This is a genomic window from Lacrimispora sp. (assembly GCF_031982545.1).
Lineage (GTDB): Bacteria > Bacillota > Clostridia > Lachnospirales > Lachnospiraceae > Lacrimispora.
Genome location: NZ_DALYXB010000003.1, coordinates 184795 through 199990, shown reverse-complemented (window position 1 = coordinate 199990; position 15196 = coordinate 184795). Strand labels below are relative to the sequence as shown.

Below are 15196 nucleotides of genomic sequence, written 5' to 3'. Positions count from 1 at the left end.
AGGGGGTACTATATGAATGTAACGATGATCTCAGATTTGCTGGAAACGCTCATGATCGTAGGGTTTGGCTTGTCCTGGCCGTTTTCCGTTTACAAATCTTATGTATCAAAAACGGCCAAAGGCAAGAGCCTTCAGTTTGAATTTTTTATATGGCTGGGATATATCTTTGGTATTGCAAGGAAGTTTCTTCAGTATCAATATGCATCCAGTTACGACTGGCTGTTCTTTCTTTCCTGGTTTTTCTATGTGCTGAATTTTGCCGAGATATCATTTGATATGTGGCTTTATGGAAGAAATGTAAAACTTGATAAGGTTAGAGAGGGAGAAACTGCTGGCTTATTGTGACATGCTCCACTGGGTCAGGGACCCGGGGTGTCCCCGGGTCAGAATGATATGGATGTTTTGCCATAATCCGGCTTTGTTTCCCTCTAGATTTTATGATTCAGTATCTTGCGGGCCATATCAATTAATTCCGGATTGATTTCTTCTACCAGAATGACGTCCTGAATAGAAGGAAAAGCAGACTGGACTTCGGCAGTGATCAGTTCCTCATTGGTACTGTGGGCAGCCGGGCAGCCGGAACATTTTCCGGTTAACCTTACCTTTAAAACATGATCTTCCAGGCTTTGTATCATCACATCGCCATTGTGCTCAGCTAATGCCGGCCGCACTTTTGTATCAAGAATCGCTTCTATTTGTTGAATTGTGATCTCCATTGGTAACCCTCCTATGCCTTGTAGTTTAACAGCGGGCAGGCGGTTTGTCAATTGATGCCATGATATGAAAACTTGATGGATAAAGATAAAAAATGATTAGAAAGAAGTAGTGGTATGACTGCAAATTTTGAACATTACAAGATTTTTTATTACGTAGCAAAATATAAAAACCTTACCAGGGCGGCCAATGCCCTGGTGACCAGCCAGCCATCAGTAACCTACTGCATGCAGAATCTTGAAAATATATTAGGGTGCAAGTTATTTATCCGTTCCAGAAAAGGGGTTACGCTGACTGCAGAAGGAGAAATGCTTTACAGTTATGTTGCACCTGCATGCCAGCAGTTGATACAGGGTGAGGAAAAACTGAGAGAACTCCTTGGAGAGCAGCATGAGTACATCAATGTGGGGGCAACACAGATGGCAATGCTTTCTTACCTGGTAGCCAGCTTAAAGCAGTTCCAGGAGCAGTATATCCAGGTGAAAATAAATATTTTTAACTATAATACGCCCCAGACTCTCAATGAGCTGAAAGCCGGAAAGATTGATCTGGCAATTATCACTACGCCCTTTGACCAGGAACAGTCACTGAAAGTGGTAAAGGTAAAGGATTTTAACAGCGTACTGGTGGGCGGTCCCATATACAAAGAGTATGCGGGAAGGGTTGTTTATCTGGAAGAGGTGGGAAAACTGCCGCTAATCACCATGTCTGAAAACACCACCACATTTCAATTTTTTCAGGAATTTTATCGCTCCTGCGGTCTGACCATGCGTCCATCCATTGAGGTAGCGTCCATGGACCTGATTCTCCCGATTATCCTTAAGAATCTTGGAATCGGGTTTGTGCCAGAGGAATTTGCGCGGCCTCTGGTTGAAAAGGGGGAAATTGTGGAGATAAATCTGTATGAGCAGATACCTCAGCGGGACATCTGCATTGTCAGTGACAGCAAACGGCCTTTGAGTGCAGCCGCAAAGAAGCTGCAGTGTATGCTGGAATCCCGGGAATAGAATGATGGGGGAGGGATGACGTGAGAATAGGAATTAAATTCTGCGGCGGCTGTAATCCCGTCTATGACAGATGCAGCAGGGTACGCAAATTCAGGGAAGCCAACCCCGGACATGAGTATGTTACCTCAGATACAGCAGCCGAATGCGACATTTGGATGGTGGTCTGCGGGTGCAGCCGCAGATGTGCAGATGTGAGCGGCTTAAAGGATTGCAAAAAGGTGGTGCTTTTGTGGGAGGAGACGAGGTTTATACGTCTGGAACAGGAGATCCGGGCTGAGGAAAGAAGTTCCTCCTCTGGCAACCGGGAAAAGAAAGTTCTTCACCTCCATGAGAAGGCAGTGAGGCGGCGGCTGGTGACTGGGGAGGATGTACATAGCTTTGCAACGCTTACAGGAGATGAAAGCCTGCTACATCTGGATTCTGGATTAGCAGAAATGGCTGGATTGAAACGTCCTCCGGTTCACGGCATGTTTCTGGATTCTCTGGTATCAGCTGTCATGGGAACGGAGCTTCCTGGCAGCGGCACGTTGTATATGGAACATGCCACCAGATTCATCCGCCCGGTTTATCAGGGGGATACCATTGAAATTACAGTGGAATTCCTCTCTTATGAGGAACGGGATAACTGCTATGTGGGATTATTTCGGGGAACCTGCAAAAATCAGTACGGGGAACGGGTGTTGACGTCCAGCTGCAGCCAGATGATGATGAAATGCTTATTCACAGCAACCGGACCTGTTTGAAGACAGATTCAATGCCACCTCAGAGGAAAGGGATCAGACGATGACGAATTTGGAAAAATATGATCAGTTGTTTATAAAGGATTTAAGGGTAAAAAAGGAAGATTTAGAAGATTTAAAATACAGGGGGATTCCCACCTGGGATTCCATGGGACATATGGATCTGGTTACAGATCTGGAAGAAGTGTTTGATATTCACTTTAATACAGCAGATGTTATGAACTTTTCTTCCTATGAAAAAGGAAAAGAGATAATGAAAAAATATGGTGTGGTGATTTAAGAATCATGATTGGAAAAATGTCTGAAGAAAGGGGGAAAATTGACATGGATTATGAAATGATTCTGGCAAGGAAACCATACTCCCTTTGCAGGGCAGAAAAAAGGGAATTGTTCAGGGAATGGCTGACAGAACTGACAGAATACCACAGACAGCACTGCCTGCCATATGAAAAGCTGTTAAATGCTCTGGAAATTCCTTCAGGCAGAAGCATGGAGGAAGAGGAAATCCCCATGCTCCCAATTGGTCTTTTTAAGAGTATGGAACTGATGAGCGTTCCACCCGGTCATATTTTTAAGACTATGACCTCCTCCGGAACAAAAGGGCAGGAGGTATCAAAGGTTTTTCTGGATACAGACACTGCCAGATACCAGCAGCTTGCGCTGGCGGGTATAGGGGAAGATTTCTTTGGAGGTCAACGGCTTCCGCTTCTTGTGATCGACAGTCCGGATGTATTGAAGGACAGGGAGATGTTTTCTGCCAGAGGGGCGGGGATACTGGGGTTTTCTATTTTTTCCTCCCAAATATGCTATGCCCTCACCAGTGACATGGAGTTGGATACGGAGGCGGTTGAAGAGTTCCTGAAACGATATAAAGATACGCGGATCCTTGTCTTTGGATTTACATATATAATCTGGAAATACTTCTACGAAGCCCTTGCCAGACAGGGGAAGAAGCTGGAACTGGAAAATGCTGTCCTTGTCCATGGAGGAGGCTGGAAGAAGCTGATAAGCCAGTCTGTTTCTTCCGATGAGTTTAAAAAGCGGATTTATTCGGTGACAGGGATCAGCCGCATCCATAATTATTATGGAATGGCCGAACAGACAGGCTGCATTTACATGGAATGCCCATGCGGCAATCTTCATGCCAGTGTTTATTCGGATATTATAACAAGAAGGGCAGTGGATTTTACTCCCTGTGAATACGGGGAAAAAGGTATCATCCAGATTTTATCCCCCCTGCCCCGGTCCTACCCGGGACATTCCATACTCACAGAGGATGAAGGAATTATTATCGGCGAAGATGACTGCCTGTGCGGACGCCTGGGGAAATATTTCAAGGTGACGGGGAGAATCAAACATGCCCCGGTCAGGGGGTGCAGTGATACCTATGAAGGATGAAGTGGTTATTCTGGCAGGGGTAAGGCAGCCGGAAACAGAGCCGTGGGAACCCTTTGCGGCCCCGGTGCTGGATTTTCTGGGACAGCTGTCCAGGGAAATACGCAGGGAGAGAAAACAATATGAACAGCTGGCGGCCTTTGGTTTCTGGTGCCGCAGATCTCATATAGAGGAATTCAGAAAACGGTATGAAGACGGGCGTTCTCGTCTGGGCAGGGGAGTTGTTTTTCACATTCCAGCGGCAAATGTTCCGATATTGTTTGGCTACAGCCTTGTCATGGGATTGCTGTCAGGCAACAGCTGTTCTGTCCGTATCTCTTCTAAAAGCCGGGAGCAGGATCAAATCCTGTGCCGCATCATGGACCGCATTCTGACGCGCACTGAATATAAGGAGATGAGGAGACGGATCTCTGTCTTTTCCAGCCAGAGGGATTCCCCGGCAGTGAGAGAAGCGCTTTCGGGCTGTGCAGGCTGTGTGGTGTGGGGCGGTGACCGGACTATATTGGAAATCAGATCCATGCCCATCCGGCCAGATGCGGTGCAGCTGAATTTTCCGGACCGGTATTCCATTTCCATCATGGACACCCTGCAGCTGGGATATATGACAGAGGAGGAATTAAAGAATCTCGCCCACAGGTTTTATAATGACACCTATCTTTTGGATCAGAATGCCTGTTCCAGCCCTGTATTTGTCATATGGAATCAGGAGGAAGAATCGAAAGAAGCAGAGAACGCCAGAGTGCGCTGGTGGAATGCAGTTGCTGAGGAAGCCCGGTCTTATGATCTGACAGCCCATAAAGCAATGGCTAAATATGAACTGATGTGCAGATATGCCATGACAATGGATGGAGAAACAAAGATCAGCCGTTATGGAAACCGCCTGTATACAATAGGGCTGCCGGATATGCCCTCAGACGCGGATCAGCTTCGGGGTGCTTTTGGTATGTTTTTCGAATACCGGGGAGACTGGAGAAAGGCGCTCACCCGTCTGGCATCAGGCCGTCTTCAGACCATAACATATCATGGAATAGAGGAACAGGAAATAGTAGATTTTGTAATAAAAAATCATCTCTTTGGAGTCCATCGAATCGTACCGGCCGGACGGGCGGCGGATATGGATCCTGTATGGGATGGTCAGGATTTTATTGCTGTGCTGTCCAGACAGATCGGAAGGGAGGCGCAAGATGCATTTGTTTGATAAGGAAAAGATATATGGTGACAGAATTCTGGCAGTGGATGACAAGGACAGGAAGGTTACATATGATCAGTTGGATTCATTTTCGGGAGAACTGTATAGTAAAGTCGGTGGGAAAAAACTGATTTTTATTCTCTGTGAGAATACAGTAGAGTCACTGTTTGGGTATCTTGGCTGTCTGAAAACTGGCATTGTCCCTCTGATGCTGGAAAGCCGTATCCACCCAAGCCTTTTAAATAGTCTCATAAGGGAATATCATCCAGCCTTCCTGTACGTCCCGGAAACCTGTACTGAGAAGGCAGAAGGCAGCGAAGTCATATGGCAGTTTGGCAGTTACTGCCTTTGCAGAAGAAATGAAAAACTGCTTCCAGCCCTTTATTGTGAACTCTCCCTTCTGCTGACTACATCAGGAAGTACAGGCAGTCCCAAGCTGGTCAGGCAAAGCAGCGGGAATATCGATGCCAATGGAAAATCCATTGCCTCCTATCTGGAGATTGATGTCAATGAGCGGCCAATTACCACATTGCCTATGAATTATACATATGGTCTGTCCATAATTAACAGCCATGTTTTAATGGGTTGCACACTTTTACTCACTAAATCTGGAGTGCTGGAGCCGGCATTTTGGGATTTCGCAGGAAAGTACAGGGCTTCATCACTTGCTGGTGTACCCTACACATATCAGATTTTAAAACGGATTGGGTTTATGGAAATGGATCTGCCGGATTTAAAAACCATGACACAGGCAGGCGGAAAGCTGCCACCCAGTCTCCACAAAGAATTTGCATTATACGCGAAGCGGACCAACAGGAAATTCATTGTCATGTACGGTCAGACGGAAGCGACGGCGAGAATGGGGTATCTTCCAGCTGATCAATCACTGGAGAAGTGCGGAAGCATGGGGATTGCCATACCGGGCGGCAGATTCTGGCTGGAGGATGAACAGGGCAATGAGGTCATAGAGCCAGACATACCGGGAGAACTGGTATATCGGGGAAAGAATGTAACCCTTGGCTACGCCTGTTGCAAAGACGACCTTATCAAACAGGATGAATGGAGGGGCGTTCTGCATACCGGGGATATAGCCAGTCGGGACAGCGAAGGGTATTACTTTATAACAGGCAGAAAAAAACGCTTTATCAAAGTGTCTGGCAGCAGGGTGAATCTGGATGAAGTGGAACGTCTTTTAAAGGAACAATATGAAGGAATTGATTTTGCATGTGTGGGAACCGATGACAATCTTACAATTTACACGGATTGCTCATTAACAGATGCAGGGAAGGAGATTTTGGATTACTTATACCGGGTAACTGAAATCGGCAGGGCAGCAGCTGTAAGGTATAGGAATAAAATCCCCAAAAATGAATCGGGAAAAACCCTGTATCAGGAACTGGAAACAACAGCTGATAACAGAATGGAATGTAAATAACGGCATTTATGCCGGTGTGTAAAAGGAGAAGCAGAATATGGATTTTACTTTATCAAAAAAACATCTTCTGGCACAATCGCTGTACAGAAGTTTCACTGAAAATGAGGTGAAGCCAATGGCGCATGAGGTGGACGAGAAAGAACTATTTCCCAGGGAAACCGTAGAAAAGATGGCCAGATGCGGGTTCATGGGAATACCGGTTCCAAAGGAGTACGGCGGGCAGGGCTGTGATGTATTATCTTACGTTATGTGCGTGGAGGAACTGGCAAAGGCATGCGGAACCACAGCAGTAATTTTGTCAGCCCATACTTCCCTTTGTATAGATCCCATTCTTACATACGGGACGGAGAAACAGAAACAAAACTATATCCCTGATCTGGCGGCAGGCCGGAAGCTTGGAGCGTTTGCACTGACTGAACCGGGGGCTGGAACCGATGCACAGGGCCAACAGACAAAAGCGGTTCTTAATGGGGAACAATGGGTACTTAACGGCTCCAAGTGCTTTATTACCAATGGAAAGGAAGCAGATATCTATATTATCATAGCTGTGACAGGAACCGTTGAAAAGCGGGGGAAAAAATCAAAGGAAATATCCGCTTTTATTGTGGAAAAAGGAACACCCGGCTTCTCATTTGGAACCAAGGAAAAGAAGATGGGGATCAGGGGGTCTGCTACCTATGAACTTATATTTGATGATTGCAGAATACCAAAGGAAAATCTTTTGGGAATGAAGGGGAAGGGGTTTGGTATTGCCATGCATACACTGGACGGCGGAAGAATCGGCATTGCTGCTCAGGCTCTCGGTCTTGCAGAAGGGGCTTTTGAATCCGCCGTGAAATATGTGAAAGAAAGAAAACAGTTCGGACGTGCGCTGGGACAGTTCCAGAATACCCAGTTTCAGCTGGCGGAAATGGCGACCAGGATTGAAGCGGCAAAAATGCTGGTATACAAAGCTGCTTTTGCAAAGGAAACCCAGAAGACATACAGTGTAGAGGCTGCGAAGGCCAAATTATATGCGGCAAAAACTGCCATGGAAGTAACGGAAAAAGCAGTTCAGCTCCACGGAGGTTATGGATATATCCGCGAATATGATGTGGAACGAATGATGCGTGATGCGAAAATTACGGAGATATACGAGGGAACAAGCGAGGTACAGCTTATGGTGATTTCCAGCGACGTGCTAAAATAAGGAGGATACACAGTGAATATTGTTGTTTGCATAAAACAGGTGCCTGATACAAAAGGCGGTGTAAAATTTAATCCGGATGGGACACTTGACAGAAGTGCCATGCTGGCAATCATGAATCCGGACGACAAGGCGGGTCTTGAGGCGGCACTTAAATTAAAAGACCAGTACGGCGCAAAGGTGACAGTGATCACCATGGGTCTTCCCAAAGCAGATGAGGTTTTAAGAGAAGCTCTGGCAATGGGGGCAGACAACGGAATTCTTGTCACAGACCGGGTACTGGGAGGCGCAGATACATGGGCGACATCCTCCACATTGGCAGGAGCACTGAAAAGACTTGACTATGATCTGATTATTACCGGGCGCCAGGCCATTGACGGCGACACAGCCCAGGTGGGACCCCAGTTATCCGAGCATCTTGATATCCCGGTTATTTCCTATGTACAGAATTTAAGGATCGATGGGGAATATGTGGTTGCAGAGCGTCAGTTTGAGGACCGATACCATCTGCTCCGGGCAAAGATGCCGTGCTTAATTACCGCTCTTTCTGAGCTTAACCCTCCCCGGTACATGACGCCGGGCGGCATATTTGATGCCTATGGTGCAGAGCTTACCGTGTGGGGAAGACAGGATTTAAAAGAGGTTGATGACAGCAATATTGGTCTGAAAGGTTCTCCCACCCAGATTGCAAAGGCTTCTGACAAAGTGAGAAAGGGTGCCGGAGAGGTTGTGAATCTGGACGTTTTGGAGTCAGTTGATTATATTATGAACAAACTAAGAGAAAGACATATCATCTGATATGGAAGGAAAAGAGGTGAATAAAATGGGTTTAGAAGAATATAAGGGTGTCTACATATTTGCCCAGCAGGTGGATCATCAGCTTAGCCGAATTGCATTGGAACTGCTGGGTAAGGCAAGGGAGCTGGCAGAGAATCTGGGGACAGATGTTACGGCGGTTCTGTTAGGCTCCGGTGTAAAACAGATGGCAGATGAACTGGCTGAATACGGGGCGGATCATGTTATTGTGGTTGATAATCCGGCGTTAAAGGAATACATGACAGAACCATATACCCATGCTCTTTCCAGTGTGATTGAGAAATACAAACCGGAAATTGTATTGGTGGGTGCAACTGCAATTGGCCGTGATCTGGGACCAAGAGTTTCAGCCAGGGTTGCCACAGGGCTCACTGCAGACTGTACCAAACTGGAGATCGGAGATTTTCCGCTTAACCCGGTAGCAGGCAGAGAACAGAAGCACAACCAGCTTCTCATGACCCGACCGGCATTCGGCGGCAATACCATAGCAACAATAGCGTGCCCCAATCACCGTCCCCAGATGGCTACTGTGCGCCCTGGTGTGATGCAGGCAATCACACCCATCAAAGACCGGAAGGCAATCGTGGAAGAATTTGATTCCGGATTTACGCCAGACCATAAGTATGTTGAGATATTGGATATTGTAAAATCGGTAGCGGAGTGCGCTGACATCATGGATGCCAAAATACTGGTGTCTGGCGGTAGGGGCATTGGCGGACCGGAAAATTTTGGTTTACTGGAAGAACTGGCTTCCGCCCTTAATGGTCAGGTCAGCTGTTCCCGCGCCGTTGTAGATGCGGGCTGGAAACCCAAGGATATGCAGGTAGGTCAGACCGGCAAGACTGTGAGGCCAAATGTATATTTTGCCATTGGTATTTCAGGAGCAATTCAGCATGTGGCGGGTATGGAAGAGTCTGATATTATAATTGCTGTCAATAAGGACGAAACAGCTCCTATTTTTGATGTGGCTGATTATGGGATTGTGGGGGACTGGAAAAAGATTGTACCGGAGCTGATAAAAAAGATTCGCAGTGAAACAGTAACAGCCCCTGTATACTAACTGGTCAAAGCTCCAACAGTTTGGTATACTTATTACAAAGTATCTGGAATAATCAAAACAAAAGGGGCGAGCAGAAATGATGAAATGGATTTGCGGATTTACAGGTTTAGCTGGGAGTGTTCTTATAATAGCCGGTGTATTGCTTACAAGAAATAAGGCAGTTGCAGTGATTGGCAAAGCCGATGGACCGACGTCGGTATTTATAGCAGGAAGGCCAGGTCCAGTTACTTCCACAGTCCTGTTGGTAAGTGGAATCATTATCATTCTGGGAACCATAATTGCCGTAATTAAAAATCGTAATTTATAAATAAGGACCAGCAGGTGATAGGATTTGTGCCTGCTGGTCTTTGTATACTGATTTACCTCAAAGGTAAATTCATCTATTAACTGCATAAATCAGTTATGAATTGCATGATCAAGCGTTTAGCAACCAATGGCTATTCTCAGTTGCTGCAACTTTTAAAATATTCATCAGTCACTTCCAGCAACTTCTCAATACAATCATTTGATTCCCTGTTATAAAGACATGTCACTTTAAAATAATCTTCAAAACCCATCAGAGGAACAAACCGCACAGTGTCATTCGCGAACTGCTTCATATGGCTGGCGAGAATGGAGATGCCCAGCTGGCAGTCTACCATAAGCATCATATTAATCAGAGAGTTGGCCTCATAAACCGTGTTGGTAGAATAACCTTCCTGAGAATAGATATTGTCAATTAAATTATGGTCAGTTCTGGAATACTTTGGGTCCATATGTATAAATGGCTCGTCCTTTATCATGGTGAGTGAAAGGGATTTTAGCTCCGAAAATTTATGGCTTTGAGGCAGTACGACGCACATATGGTCTGTGAAAACGGTCTTTTTTATAAACTGAGGAGGGCAGTCGATTTCTATATCCGGTAAGATGGCAACATCAATCTGACCGCTTGTCAAGGTTTCCATAATGTGATCGTAGGTGTAGTCCATGGGGTTCACCTTGATGGTTGGGTGAAGCTCATGGAACCGCTTGATCAGCTTGGGAAAATGATGGACAAGGGCAGTTCCTAAAAGCCCTATGCTGATGACTCCTGTTGTTCCGTTTTCCATGTCTTTTACTTTCTTTACGGCAGAATCATAAGCGTGAAGTATCTTTTTAATCTCGTGGTAAAAAATCTTTCCGGTGGGAGTCAGTTTTACCTCCCTTTTGTTTCGAATGAAAAGCTGGGAGCCGATGGAATGCTCTAAGTTGATGACCAGCTTACTTAACGTCGGCTGGGTGATATGAAGCTGTTGGGAAGCCTTCGTGTAGCTGAGGGTCTCAGCCAGGACAATAAAATATTCTAATTGAAAAAGATTCATCTATACTCTCCATTTTACTAAAAAGAACTCATTTTTACACATCTATCATATCATAAATTCCGACAAAAATCTCAAAAATTAAAAAATCAATAATTATAATGCATGAAAAATTACTATAACAGTAATAAAAATTATCAATTTATTATAAAAAGCAAAAGAATGATACACTGGAATTACAAAAGCAATATGAAATGATTATCAATTATTGTCACAATTTGTAAAGAGGGAAGGTGTTACATGTGATTCGAAATATCGCTGTGATAGGAGCCGGAACCATGGGACATGCCATAGCGGGGTGTTTTGCCCTGTATGGATATCCTGTTTCCGTTTATGAAAGCTTTGAAGAGGTACGCAATACCTGCAAGGAAAAAATCAGAAGACAGTATAAACTTCTCCAGGAGGAGGGGCTGATTGAACCGGACGATATAGAAAAATCTCTGGTCAGAATCCAGACCTTTGATGACCTTAAGACCGCTGTAAACAATGCAGATTATATGATCGAAGCCATTCCGGAACGACTGGATTTAAAGCAGCAGCTTTTTGAAGACCTCATAAAGTACTCTCCGGCAGATGCCATCATTGCCAGCAACACTTCAAGCATCGCTTTTTCCGACTTAACCGCCAAATTGGATGAAAAGAATAAGTCCAGGGTCATGGTATGCCACTGGTATAATCCGGCCCATTTAATTCCCCTGGTGGAGCTGTCATTTTTCGGAAATATGCCGGAAAGCCGCTACAAGGAGGTGGAGGATCTTTACCGATCCATTGAGAAACGACCTGCAAAGGTAAAAAAGGATATTCCAGGACTTTTAGCCAACCGAATCCAGCAGGGAATCGCAAGAGAGGTATTTTCTCTCATGGAAATGGGGGCGGCTGATCCGAAAGATATTGATGCTGCTTTAAAATACGGCCCAGCATTCCGGTATGCCACCACCGGTCAGCTTGAGGTAACCGACTTCGGCGGGCTGGACATCTGGTGCACCGTGGGAGATAACCTGTTGGCTGTTATGGACCGGTCAGCCCAGGCGAGCCCCCTTCTGCGGGAAAAGGTCATGGAAGGCAAGCTGGGATTTAAGACCGGAGAAGGGTTCTTTGCGTATCCGGAGCAGGAAAAGCAGGAGATTCAGAACCAGTTCCATAAGCGGTTAATCCGGCAGCTTAAGGCCAGTAAGAATTACGATTAAAAGAAGCAAACCCATATAATACGGAGGGGAAATAATGATAAAGAGAACACTGGAAGAATTAAAAAGCTACAATGCCCCAGGCCATTTCGGTATGACGGCTATGAGAATTCATGGAAAAGAAGAGACAGGAGCCAGGAAATTCTGGATGGGACTGTCCACCTTTTTACCGGGAGGCGGGGCGGAATATGCCTATGAAGACAATCCCTTAGAGAAGGTATATTACGTCCTGGAAGGGGAAATGACGGTGACGGACAAAGCCGGAACCAAGTATGTCATCCATCAGAACGAAAGCATTTCCTTTCAGCCCAATGAAGGACGCTATTTAGTTAATGAATCCAACCGTCCGGCAAGTATGCTGGTCATCATCAATTATCCGGAGTAGGAGGAAGAGATCTATATGGTAAGTAAGGAATTTATGGGAAATTTATTTGACGTGTCCGGCAAGGTTGCCCTTGTGACGGGAGCTACAGGAGCTCTTGGAAAGGCAGTTTCCATTGGTTACGGTCTGGCAGGAATGAAAGTCATGGTCACAGGCCGCAAGGAAGAAACCTGCAGGGCTCTTTGTGAGGAGTTAGAAGCACAGGGCATTCAGTGCGGATATTCTACAGGGGACCCGGCTGTGGAAGCAGATGTGATTAAGGTGGTCAATGATACCATCAGGACATTTGGGGAAATCAATGTGCTGGTGACAGCGGCAGGATACAACAAGCCTCAGCCCATAGTCGAACAGGATTTATCCACATGGAAGCAGATTATGGATTCTGACGTTCAGGGAACCTGGCTCTTTTGCAAATACGTGGGTGAGCAGATGATAAAGCAGGGCAAAGGCGGAAAGGTTATTATGGTTTCCTCTGCCCGCTCCAAGATGGGTATGGCAAATTACACAGGCTACTGTACCGCAAAGGGGGGAATTGACTTAATGGCCCAGTCTCTGGCCTGTGAGTGGACCGCAAAATACCACATCAATGTGAATACAATCAATCCCACCGTGTTCCGTTCCGATTTAACCGAATGGATGTTTGACCCGGAAAGCGCTGTTTACCAGAATTTCTTGAAGCGTCTTCCCATCGGACGTCTGGGTGAGCCGGAAGATTTCGTAGGGCCGTGCATTTTTCTGGCATCAAAGGCCAGCGATTTCATGACGGGGGCCAATGTGGCCACAGACGGCGGATATTGGGCCAACTAATTGGAACAAGACCATTTGAACATACAAAAATATAAAGTTAGATGACGGAGGTAAACATCCATGAGCAAGAAAGTATTTGTAGACTTAACCCATCCATTTAGTGCCGATATTCCCCGCTGGCCATATTTTGACAAGCCAGTCATCGACAATAAGCACTCCCTTGCAAAGGGCGGTGTTTTAACCCAATACATAGGCTGCACCATGCACACCGGAACCCACTGCGATGCGCCAAGACATGTCATGGAGAGAGAATTTGACGGAAAACGCGCCCGTTATACCCATGAGATGCCAGTAGATGCTTATACCGGAGATGCCATCTGTCTGGAAATTGAAATCGAGACATGGGGGCTTATCACAGGAAAGCATTTAGAAGATGCATGTGAAAGAGCCAACATCAAACCGGAAGAACTGGAGGGCATGATTGTTTGCTTAAACACCGGAATGCACCGTAAATTTGACGATTCCAAGGAATATTACCACTATTCCTGCGGCACAGGCATTGAAGCTGGAAAATGGTTTGTGGAGCACAAGGTAAAATGTGTGGCAATGGATATGCAGGCATTAGACCATCCCCTTCACACAGCCATGGGCAACAACGGCATGACAAGAATGAATTTATTAGGTGCTTCCGGAAGACCCATCACCGAGGAATATATTGAGAAATTCGGTGAAGAGGCATATGCGGAATTTGATAAAGAATTATACATCAGACTTCACGGACAGGAAGCCTATAACGAGAAATTCGGTGAACTGGAAGCAATCGGCTGCTGGGGGACCTGGGAGCCGTGCCATAAAGAGATGCTGGGACACGGAATTGTGGGCGTAGAGAACTTAGGCGGCAACTTAGATAAAGTTTCTGGAAAACGGTTCCGTTTCTACTGTTTCCCTCTTCGCTGGCACTTAGGTGACGGTTCCATGGCACGTTGCGTGGCAGAAATTGATGAGGACGATTTAAACGATGTTCCGGAAAGAACCTATCAGTATGGAGGATTTTAATATGGGAGATTTGAGCAATAAAGTAATTCTGACCGTAGCCACTACGGGCGCCTGGCCCACAAAGGAAATTACCCCCTATGTGCCGATTCAGCCCGAAGAGATCGCGCAGGAGGTTTACGCCTGTTATAAAGCCGGGGCTTCCATGGCACACATACACGTAAGAGATGACCAGTCGAAAGCTTCCATGGATTACAATAAATTCGAAGAGACTGTCCGTCTCATCCGAGCCAAAGAAGATTGTGATATTGTCTTAAATTTAACAACCTCCGGAGGGATCGGATTGGACGATGAAGTAAGAATCAGACCCTTTAAAGAATTAAAACCGGAGCTGGCTTCTTATGACTGCGGTTCCATGAACTGGCAGAATAACTGCGTGTTTGAAAACAGCCCTGCTTTTCTGGAGAAACTCGGCAACGCCATGCAGGAAGCAGGTGTAAAGCCTGAAATTGAAATTTTCGATGTGGGAATGATCTACAATGCCCTTTATTACTTAAAAAAAGGCGTCTTAAAAGCCCCGCTCCATTTTCAGTTTGTATTAGGCGCGGCAGGAGGAATGCCTGCTACCATAGAAAACCTGGTCTATTTAAAAAATCTGGTTCCGGAAGGTTCCACCTGGAGCGCTCTTGGAATCGGAAAAGGCCACCTTCCCATTCTATACACTGCGCTGGCACTTGGGGGAAATATCCGTGTTGGAATGGAAGACAATATTATGTACAGCAAAGGGGAACTGGCAAAGTCCAATGTGGAATTTGTGGAACGGGCAAAGCGCATCATTCATGAATTTGGCAAAGAGGTTGCCACACCGGAGGAAACAAGACAGATACTTGGGGTATAGCGTGGACAGGAAAGAGGAAACACCCTGCGGGTATACCTTTATGCCCAGAGAGCGTGGGCAGGAAAGAGGAAACACCCTGCGGGTATACCTTTATGCCCAGAGAGCGTGGGCAG

General features: G+C 46.0%; 18 protein-coding genes. 16 read left to right on the top strand and 2 right to left on the bottom strand.

Features of this window, described 5'->3' with window-relative positions; genetic code table 11:
- The first annotated feature begins 12 nt into the window (after positions 1-12).
- Complete coding sequence (locus ABS301_RS06860; RefSeq protein ID WP_349671511.1) at positions 13-345, top strand: hypothetical protein; 333 nt, start codon at positions 13-15, stop codon at positions 343-345.
- An 83-nt stretch (positions 346-428) separates the two neighbouring features.
- Here ABS301_RS06860 and ABS301_RS06855 read toward each other — a convergent pair whose 3' ends face one another.
- Positions 429-716 (bottom strand): NifU family protein, encoded by a 288-nt coding sequence (locus ABS301_RS06855; protein ID WP_349671510.1) that lies wholly within the window; start codon positions 714-716, stop codon positions 429-431.
- A gap of 114 nt (positions 717-830) precedes the next feature.
- Here ABS301_RS06855 and ABS301_RS06850 point away from each other — a divergent pair, with 114 nt between their 5' ends.
- From ABS301_RS06850 to ABS301_RS06805, 10 genes are all read left to right on the top strand, one after another.
- Positions 831-1721, top strand: a complete 891-nt coding sequence (locus tag ABS301_RS06850; protein WP_349671509.1) for a LysR family transcriptional regulator — start codon at positions 831-833, stop codon at positions 1719-1721.
- Between the two features lie 20 nt (positions 1722-1741).
- Entirely contained in the window at positions 1742-2464 is a 723-nt protein-coding gene (locus ABS301_RS06845; RefSeq protein WP_349671508.1) for a MaoC/PaaZ C-terminal domain-containing protein, read from the top strand.
- A gap of 40 nt (positions 2465-2504) precedes the next feature.
- Complete coding sequence (locus ABS301_RS06840; RefSeq protein ID WP_349671507.1) at positions 2505-2741, top strand: acyl carrier protein; 237 nt, start codon at positions 2505-2507, stop codon at positions 2739-2741.
- A gap of 44 nt (positions 2742-2785) precedes the next feature.
- Positions 2786-3859 (top strand): LuxE/PaaK family acyltransferase, encoded by a 1074-nt coding sequence (locus ABS301_RS06835; RefSeq protein WP_349671506.1) that lies wholly within the window; start codon positions 2786-2788, stop codon positions 3857-3859.
- Entirely contained in the window at positions 3819-5054 is a 1236-nt protein-coding gene (locus tag ABS301_RS06830; protein ID WP_349671505.1) for an acyl-CoA reductase, read from the top strand. The genes ABS301_RS06835 and ABS301_RS06830 overlap by 41 nt, the downstream gene beginning before the upstream one ends.
- Positions 5041-6480: an AMP-binding protein gene (locus tag ABS301_RS06825; protein WP_349671504.1), complete on the top strand. Its 1440-nt coding sequence runs from the start codon at positions 5041-5043 to the stop codon at positions 6478-6480. The genes ABS301_RS06830 and ABS301_RS06825 overlap by 14 nt, the downstream gene beginning before the upstream one ends.
- 37 nt (positions 6481-6517) lie before the next feature.
- Positions 6518-7669 (top strand): acyl-CoA dehydrogenase family protein, encoded by a 1152-nt coding sequence (locus ABS301_RS06820; RefSeq protein ID WP_349671503.1) that lies wholly within the window; start codon positions 6518-6520, stop codon positions 7667-7669.
- A gap of 12 nt (positions 7670-7681) precedes the next feature.
- A complete protein-coding gene (locus ABS301_RS06815) occupies positions 7682-8464 on the top strand; it encodes an electron transfer flavoprotein subunit beta/FixA family protein (RefSeq protein WP_349671502.1) in 783 nt (260 codons plus the stop codon).
- A gap of 25 nt (positions 8465-8489) precedes the next feature.
- Positions 8490-9542, top strand: coding sequence for an electron transfer flavoprotein subunit alpha/FixB family protein (locus tag ABS301_RS06810; protein WP_349671501.1), 1053 nt, complete (start codon positions 8490-8492; stop codon positions 9540-9542).
- A gap of 76 nt (positions 9543-9618) precedes the next feature.
- The gene (locus tag ABS301_RS06805) at positions 9619-9849 is read left to right on the top strand and encodes an oxaloacetate decarboxylase (RefSeq protein WP_349671500.1); all 231 of its coding nucleotides are present in this window, start codon (positions 9619-9621) and stop codon (positions 9847-9849) included.
- Positions 9850-9985: 136 nt separating this feature from the next.
- Here ABS301_RS06805 and ABS301_RS06800 read toward each other — a convergent pair whose 3' ends face one another.
- Complete coding sequence (locus tag ABS301_RS06800; protein ID WP_349671499.1) at positions 9986-10882, bottom strand: LysR family transcriptional regulator; 897 nt, start codon at positions 10880-10882, stop codon at positions 9986-9988.
- Between the two features lie 239 nt (positions 10883-11121).
- Here ABS301_RS06800 and ABS301_RS06795 point away from each other — a divergent pair, with 239 nt between their 5' ends.
- Genes ABS301_RS06795 through ABS301_RS06775 form a run of 5 tightly spaced genes read left to right on the top strand, consistent with a single transcriptional unit; the run spans position 11122 to position 15083 of the window.
- Positions 11122-12066: a 3-hydroxyacyl-CoA dehydrogenase family protein gene (locus ABS301_RS06795; RefSeq protein ID WP_349671498.1), complete on the top strand. Its 945-nt coding sequence runs from the start codon at positions 11122-11124 to the stop codon at positions 12064-12066.
- Between the two features lie 34 nt (positions 12067-12100).
- Complete coding sequence (locus tag ABS301_RS06790) at positions 12101-12448, top strand: cupin domain-containing protein (protein WP_349671497.1); 348 nt, start codon at positions 12101-12103, stop codon at positions 12446-12448.
- A 15-nt stretch (positions 12449-12463) separates the two neighbouring features.
- Complete coding sequence (locus tag ABS301_RS06785; protein ID WP_349671496.1) at positions 12464-13252, top strand: SDR family NAD(P)-dependent oxidoreductase; 789 nt, start codon at positions 12464-12466, stop codon at positions 13250-13252.
- 60 nt (positions 13253-13312) lie between these two features.
- Positions 13313-14248 carry a cyclase family protein gene (locus ABS301_RS06780; RefSeq protein ID WP_349671495.1) on the top strand — a complete coding sequence of 312 codons (936 nt, stop codon included), beginning with the start codon at positions 13313-13315 and terminating at the stop codon, positions 14246-14248.
- 1 nt (position 14249) lies between these two features.
- Complete coding sequence (locus ABS301_RS06775) at positions 14250-15083, top strand: beta-keto acid cleavage family enzyme (protein WP_349671494.1); 834 nt, start codon at positions 14250-14252, stop codon at positions 15081-15083.
- The last annotated feature ends 113 nt before the right edge of the window (positions 15084-15196 follow it).

What these genes read in the sequence shown, in the direction of transcription:
- ABS301_RS06860 (WP_349671511.1), top strand. Translation starts at nt 13, where the DNA reads ATGAATGTAACGATGATCTCAGATTTGCTGGAAACGCTCATGATCGTA.
- ABS301_RS06855 (WP_349671510.1), bottom strand. Translation starts at nt 716, where the DNA reads ATGGAGATCACAATTCAACAAATAGAAGCGATTCTTGATACAAAAGTG.
- ABS301_RS06850 (WP_349671509.1), top strand. Translation starts at nt 831, where the DNA reads ATGACTGCAAATTTTGAACATTACAAGATTTTTTATTACGTAGCAAAA.
- ABS301_RS06840 (WP_349671507.1), top strand. Translation starts at nt 2,505, where the DNA reads ATGACGAATTTGGAAAAATATGATCAGTTGTTTATAAAGGATTTAAGG.
- ABS301_RS06835 (WP_349671506.1), top strand. Translation starts at nt 2,786, where the DNA reads ATGGATTATGAAATGATTCTGGCAAGGAAACCATACTCCCTTTGCAGG.
- ABS301_RS06830 (WP_349671505.1), top strand. Translation starts at nt 3,819, where the DNA reads ATGCCCCGGTCAGGGGGTGCAGTGATACCTATGAAGGATGAAGTGGTT.
- ABS301_RS06825 (WP_349671504.1), top strand. Translation starts at nt 5,041, where the DNA reads ATGCATTTGTTTGATAAGGAAAAGATATATGGTGACAGAATTCTGGCA.
- ABS301_RS06820 (WP_349671503.1), top strand. Translation starts at nt 6,518, where the DNA reads ATGGATTTTACTTTATCAAAAAAACATCTTCTGGCACAATCGCTGTAC.
- ABS301_RS06810 (WP_349671501.1), top strand. Translation starts at nt 8,490, where the DNA reads ATGGGTTTAGAAGAATATAAGGGTGTCTACATATTTGCCCAGCAGGTG.
- ABS301_RS06805 (WP_349671500.1), top strand. Translation starts at nt 9,619, where the DNA reads ATGATGAAATGGATTTGCGGATTTACAGGTTTAGCTGGGAGTGTTCTT.
- ABS301_RS06800 (WP_349671499.1), bottom strand. Translation starts at nt 10,882, where the DNA reads ATGAATCTTTTTCAATTAGAATATTTTATTGTCCTGGCTGAGACCCTC.
- ABS301_RS06790 (WP_349671497.1), top strand. Translation starts at nt 12,101, where the DNA reads ATGATAAAGAGAACACTGGAAGAATTAAAAAGCTACAATGCCCCAGGC.
- ABS301_RS06785 (WP_349671496.1), top strand. Translation starts at nt 12,464, where the DNA reads ATGGTAAGTAAGGAATTTATGGGAAATTTATTTGACGTGTCCGGCAAG.
- ABS301_RS06780 (WP_349671495.1), top strand. Translation starts at nt 13,313, where the DNA reads ATGAGCAAGAAAGTATTTGTAGACTTAACCCATCCATTTAGTGCCGAT.
- ABS301_RS06775 (WP_349671494.1), top strand. Translation starts at nt 14,250, where the DNA reads ATGGGAGATTTGAGCAATAAAGTAATTCTGACCGTAGCCACTACGGGC.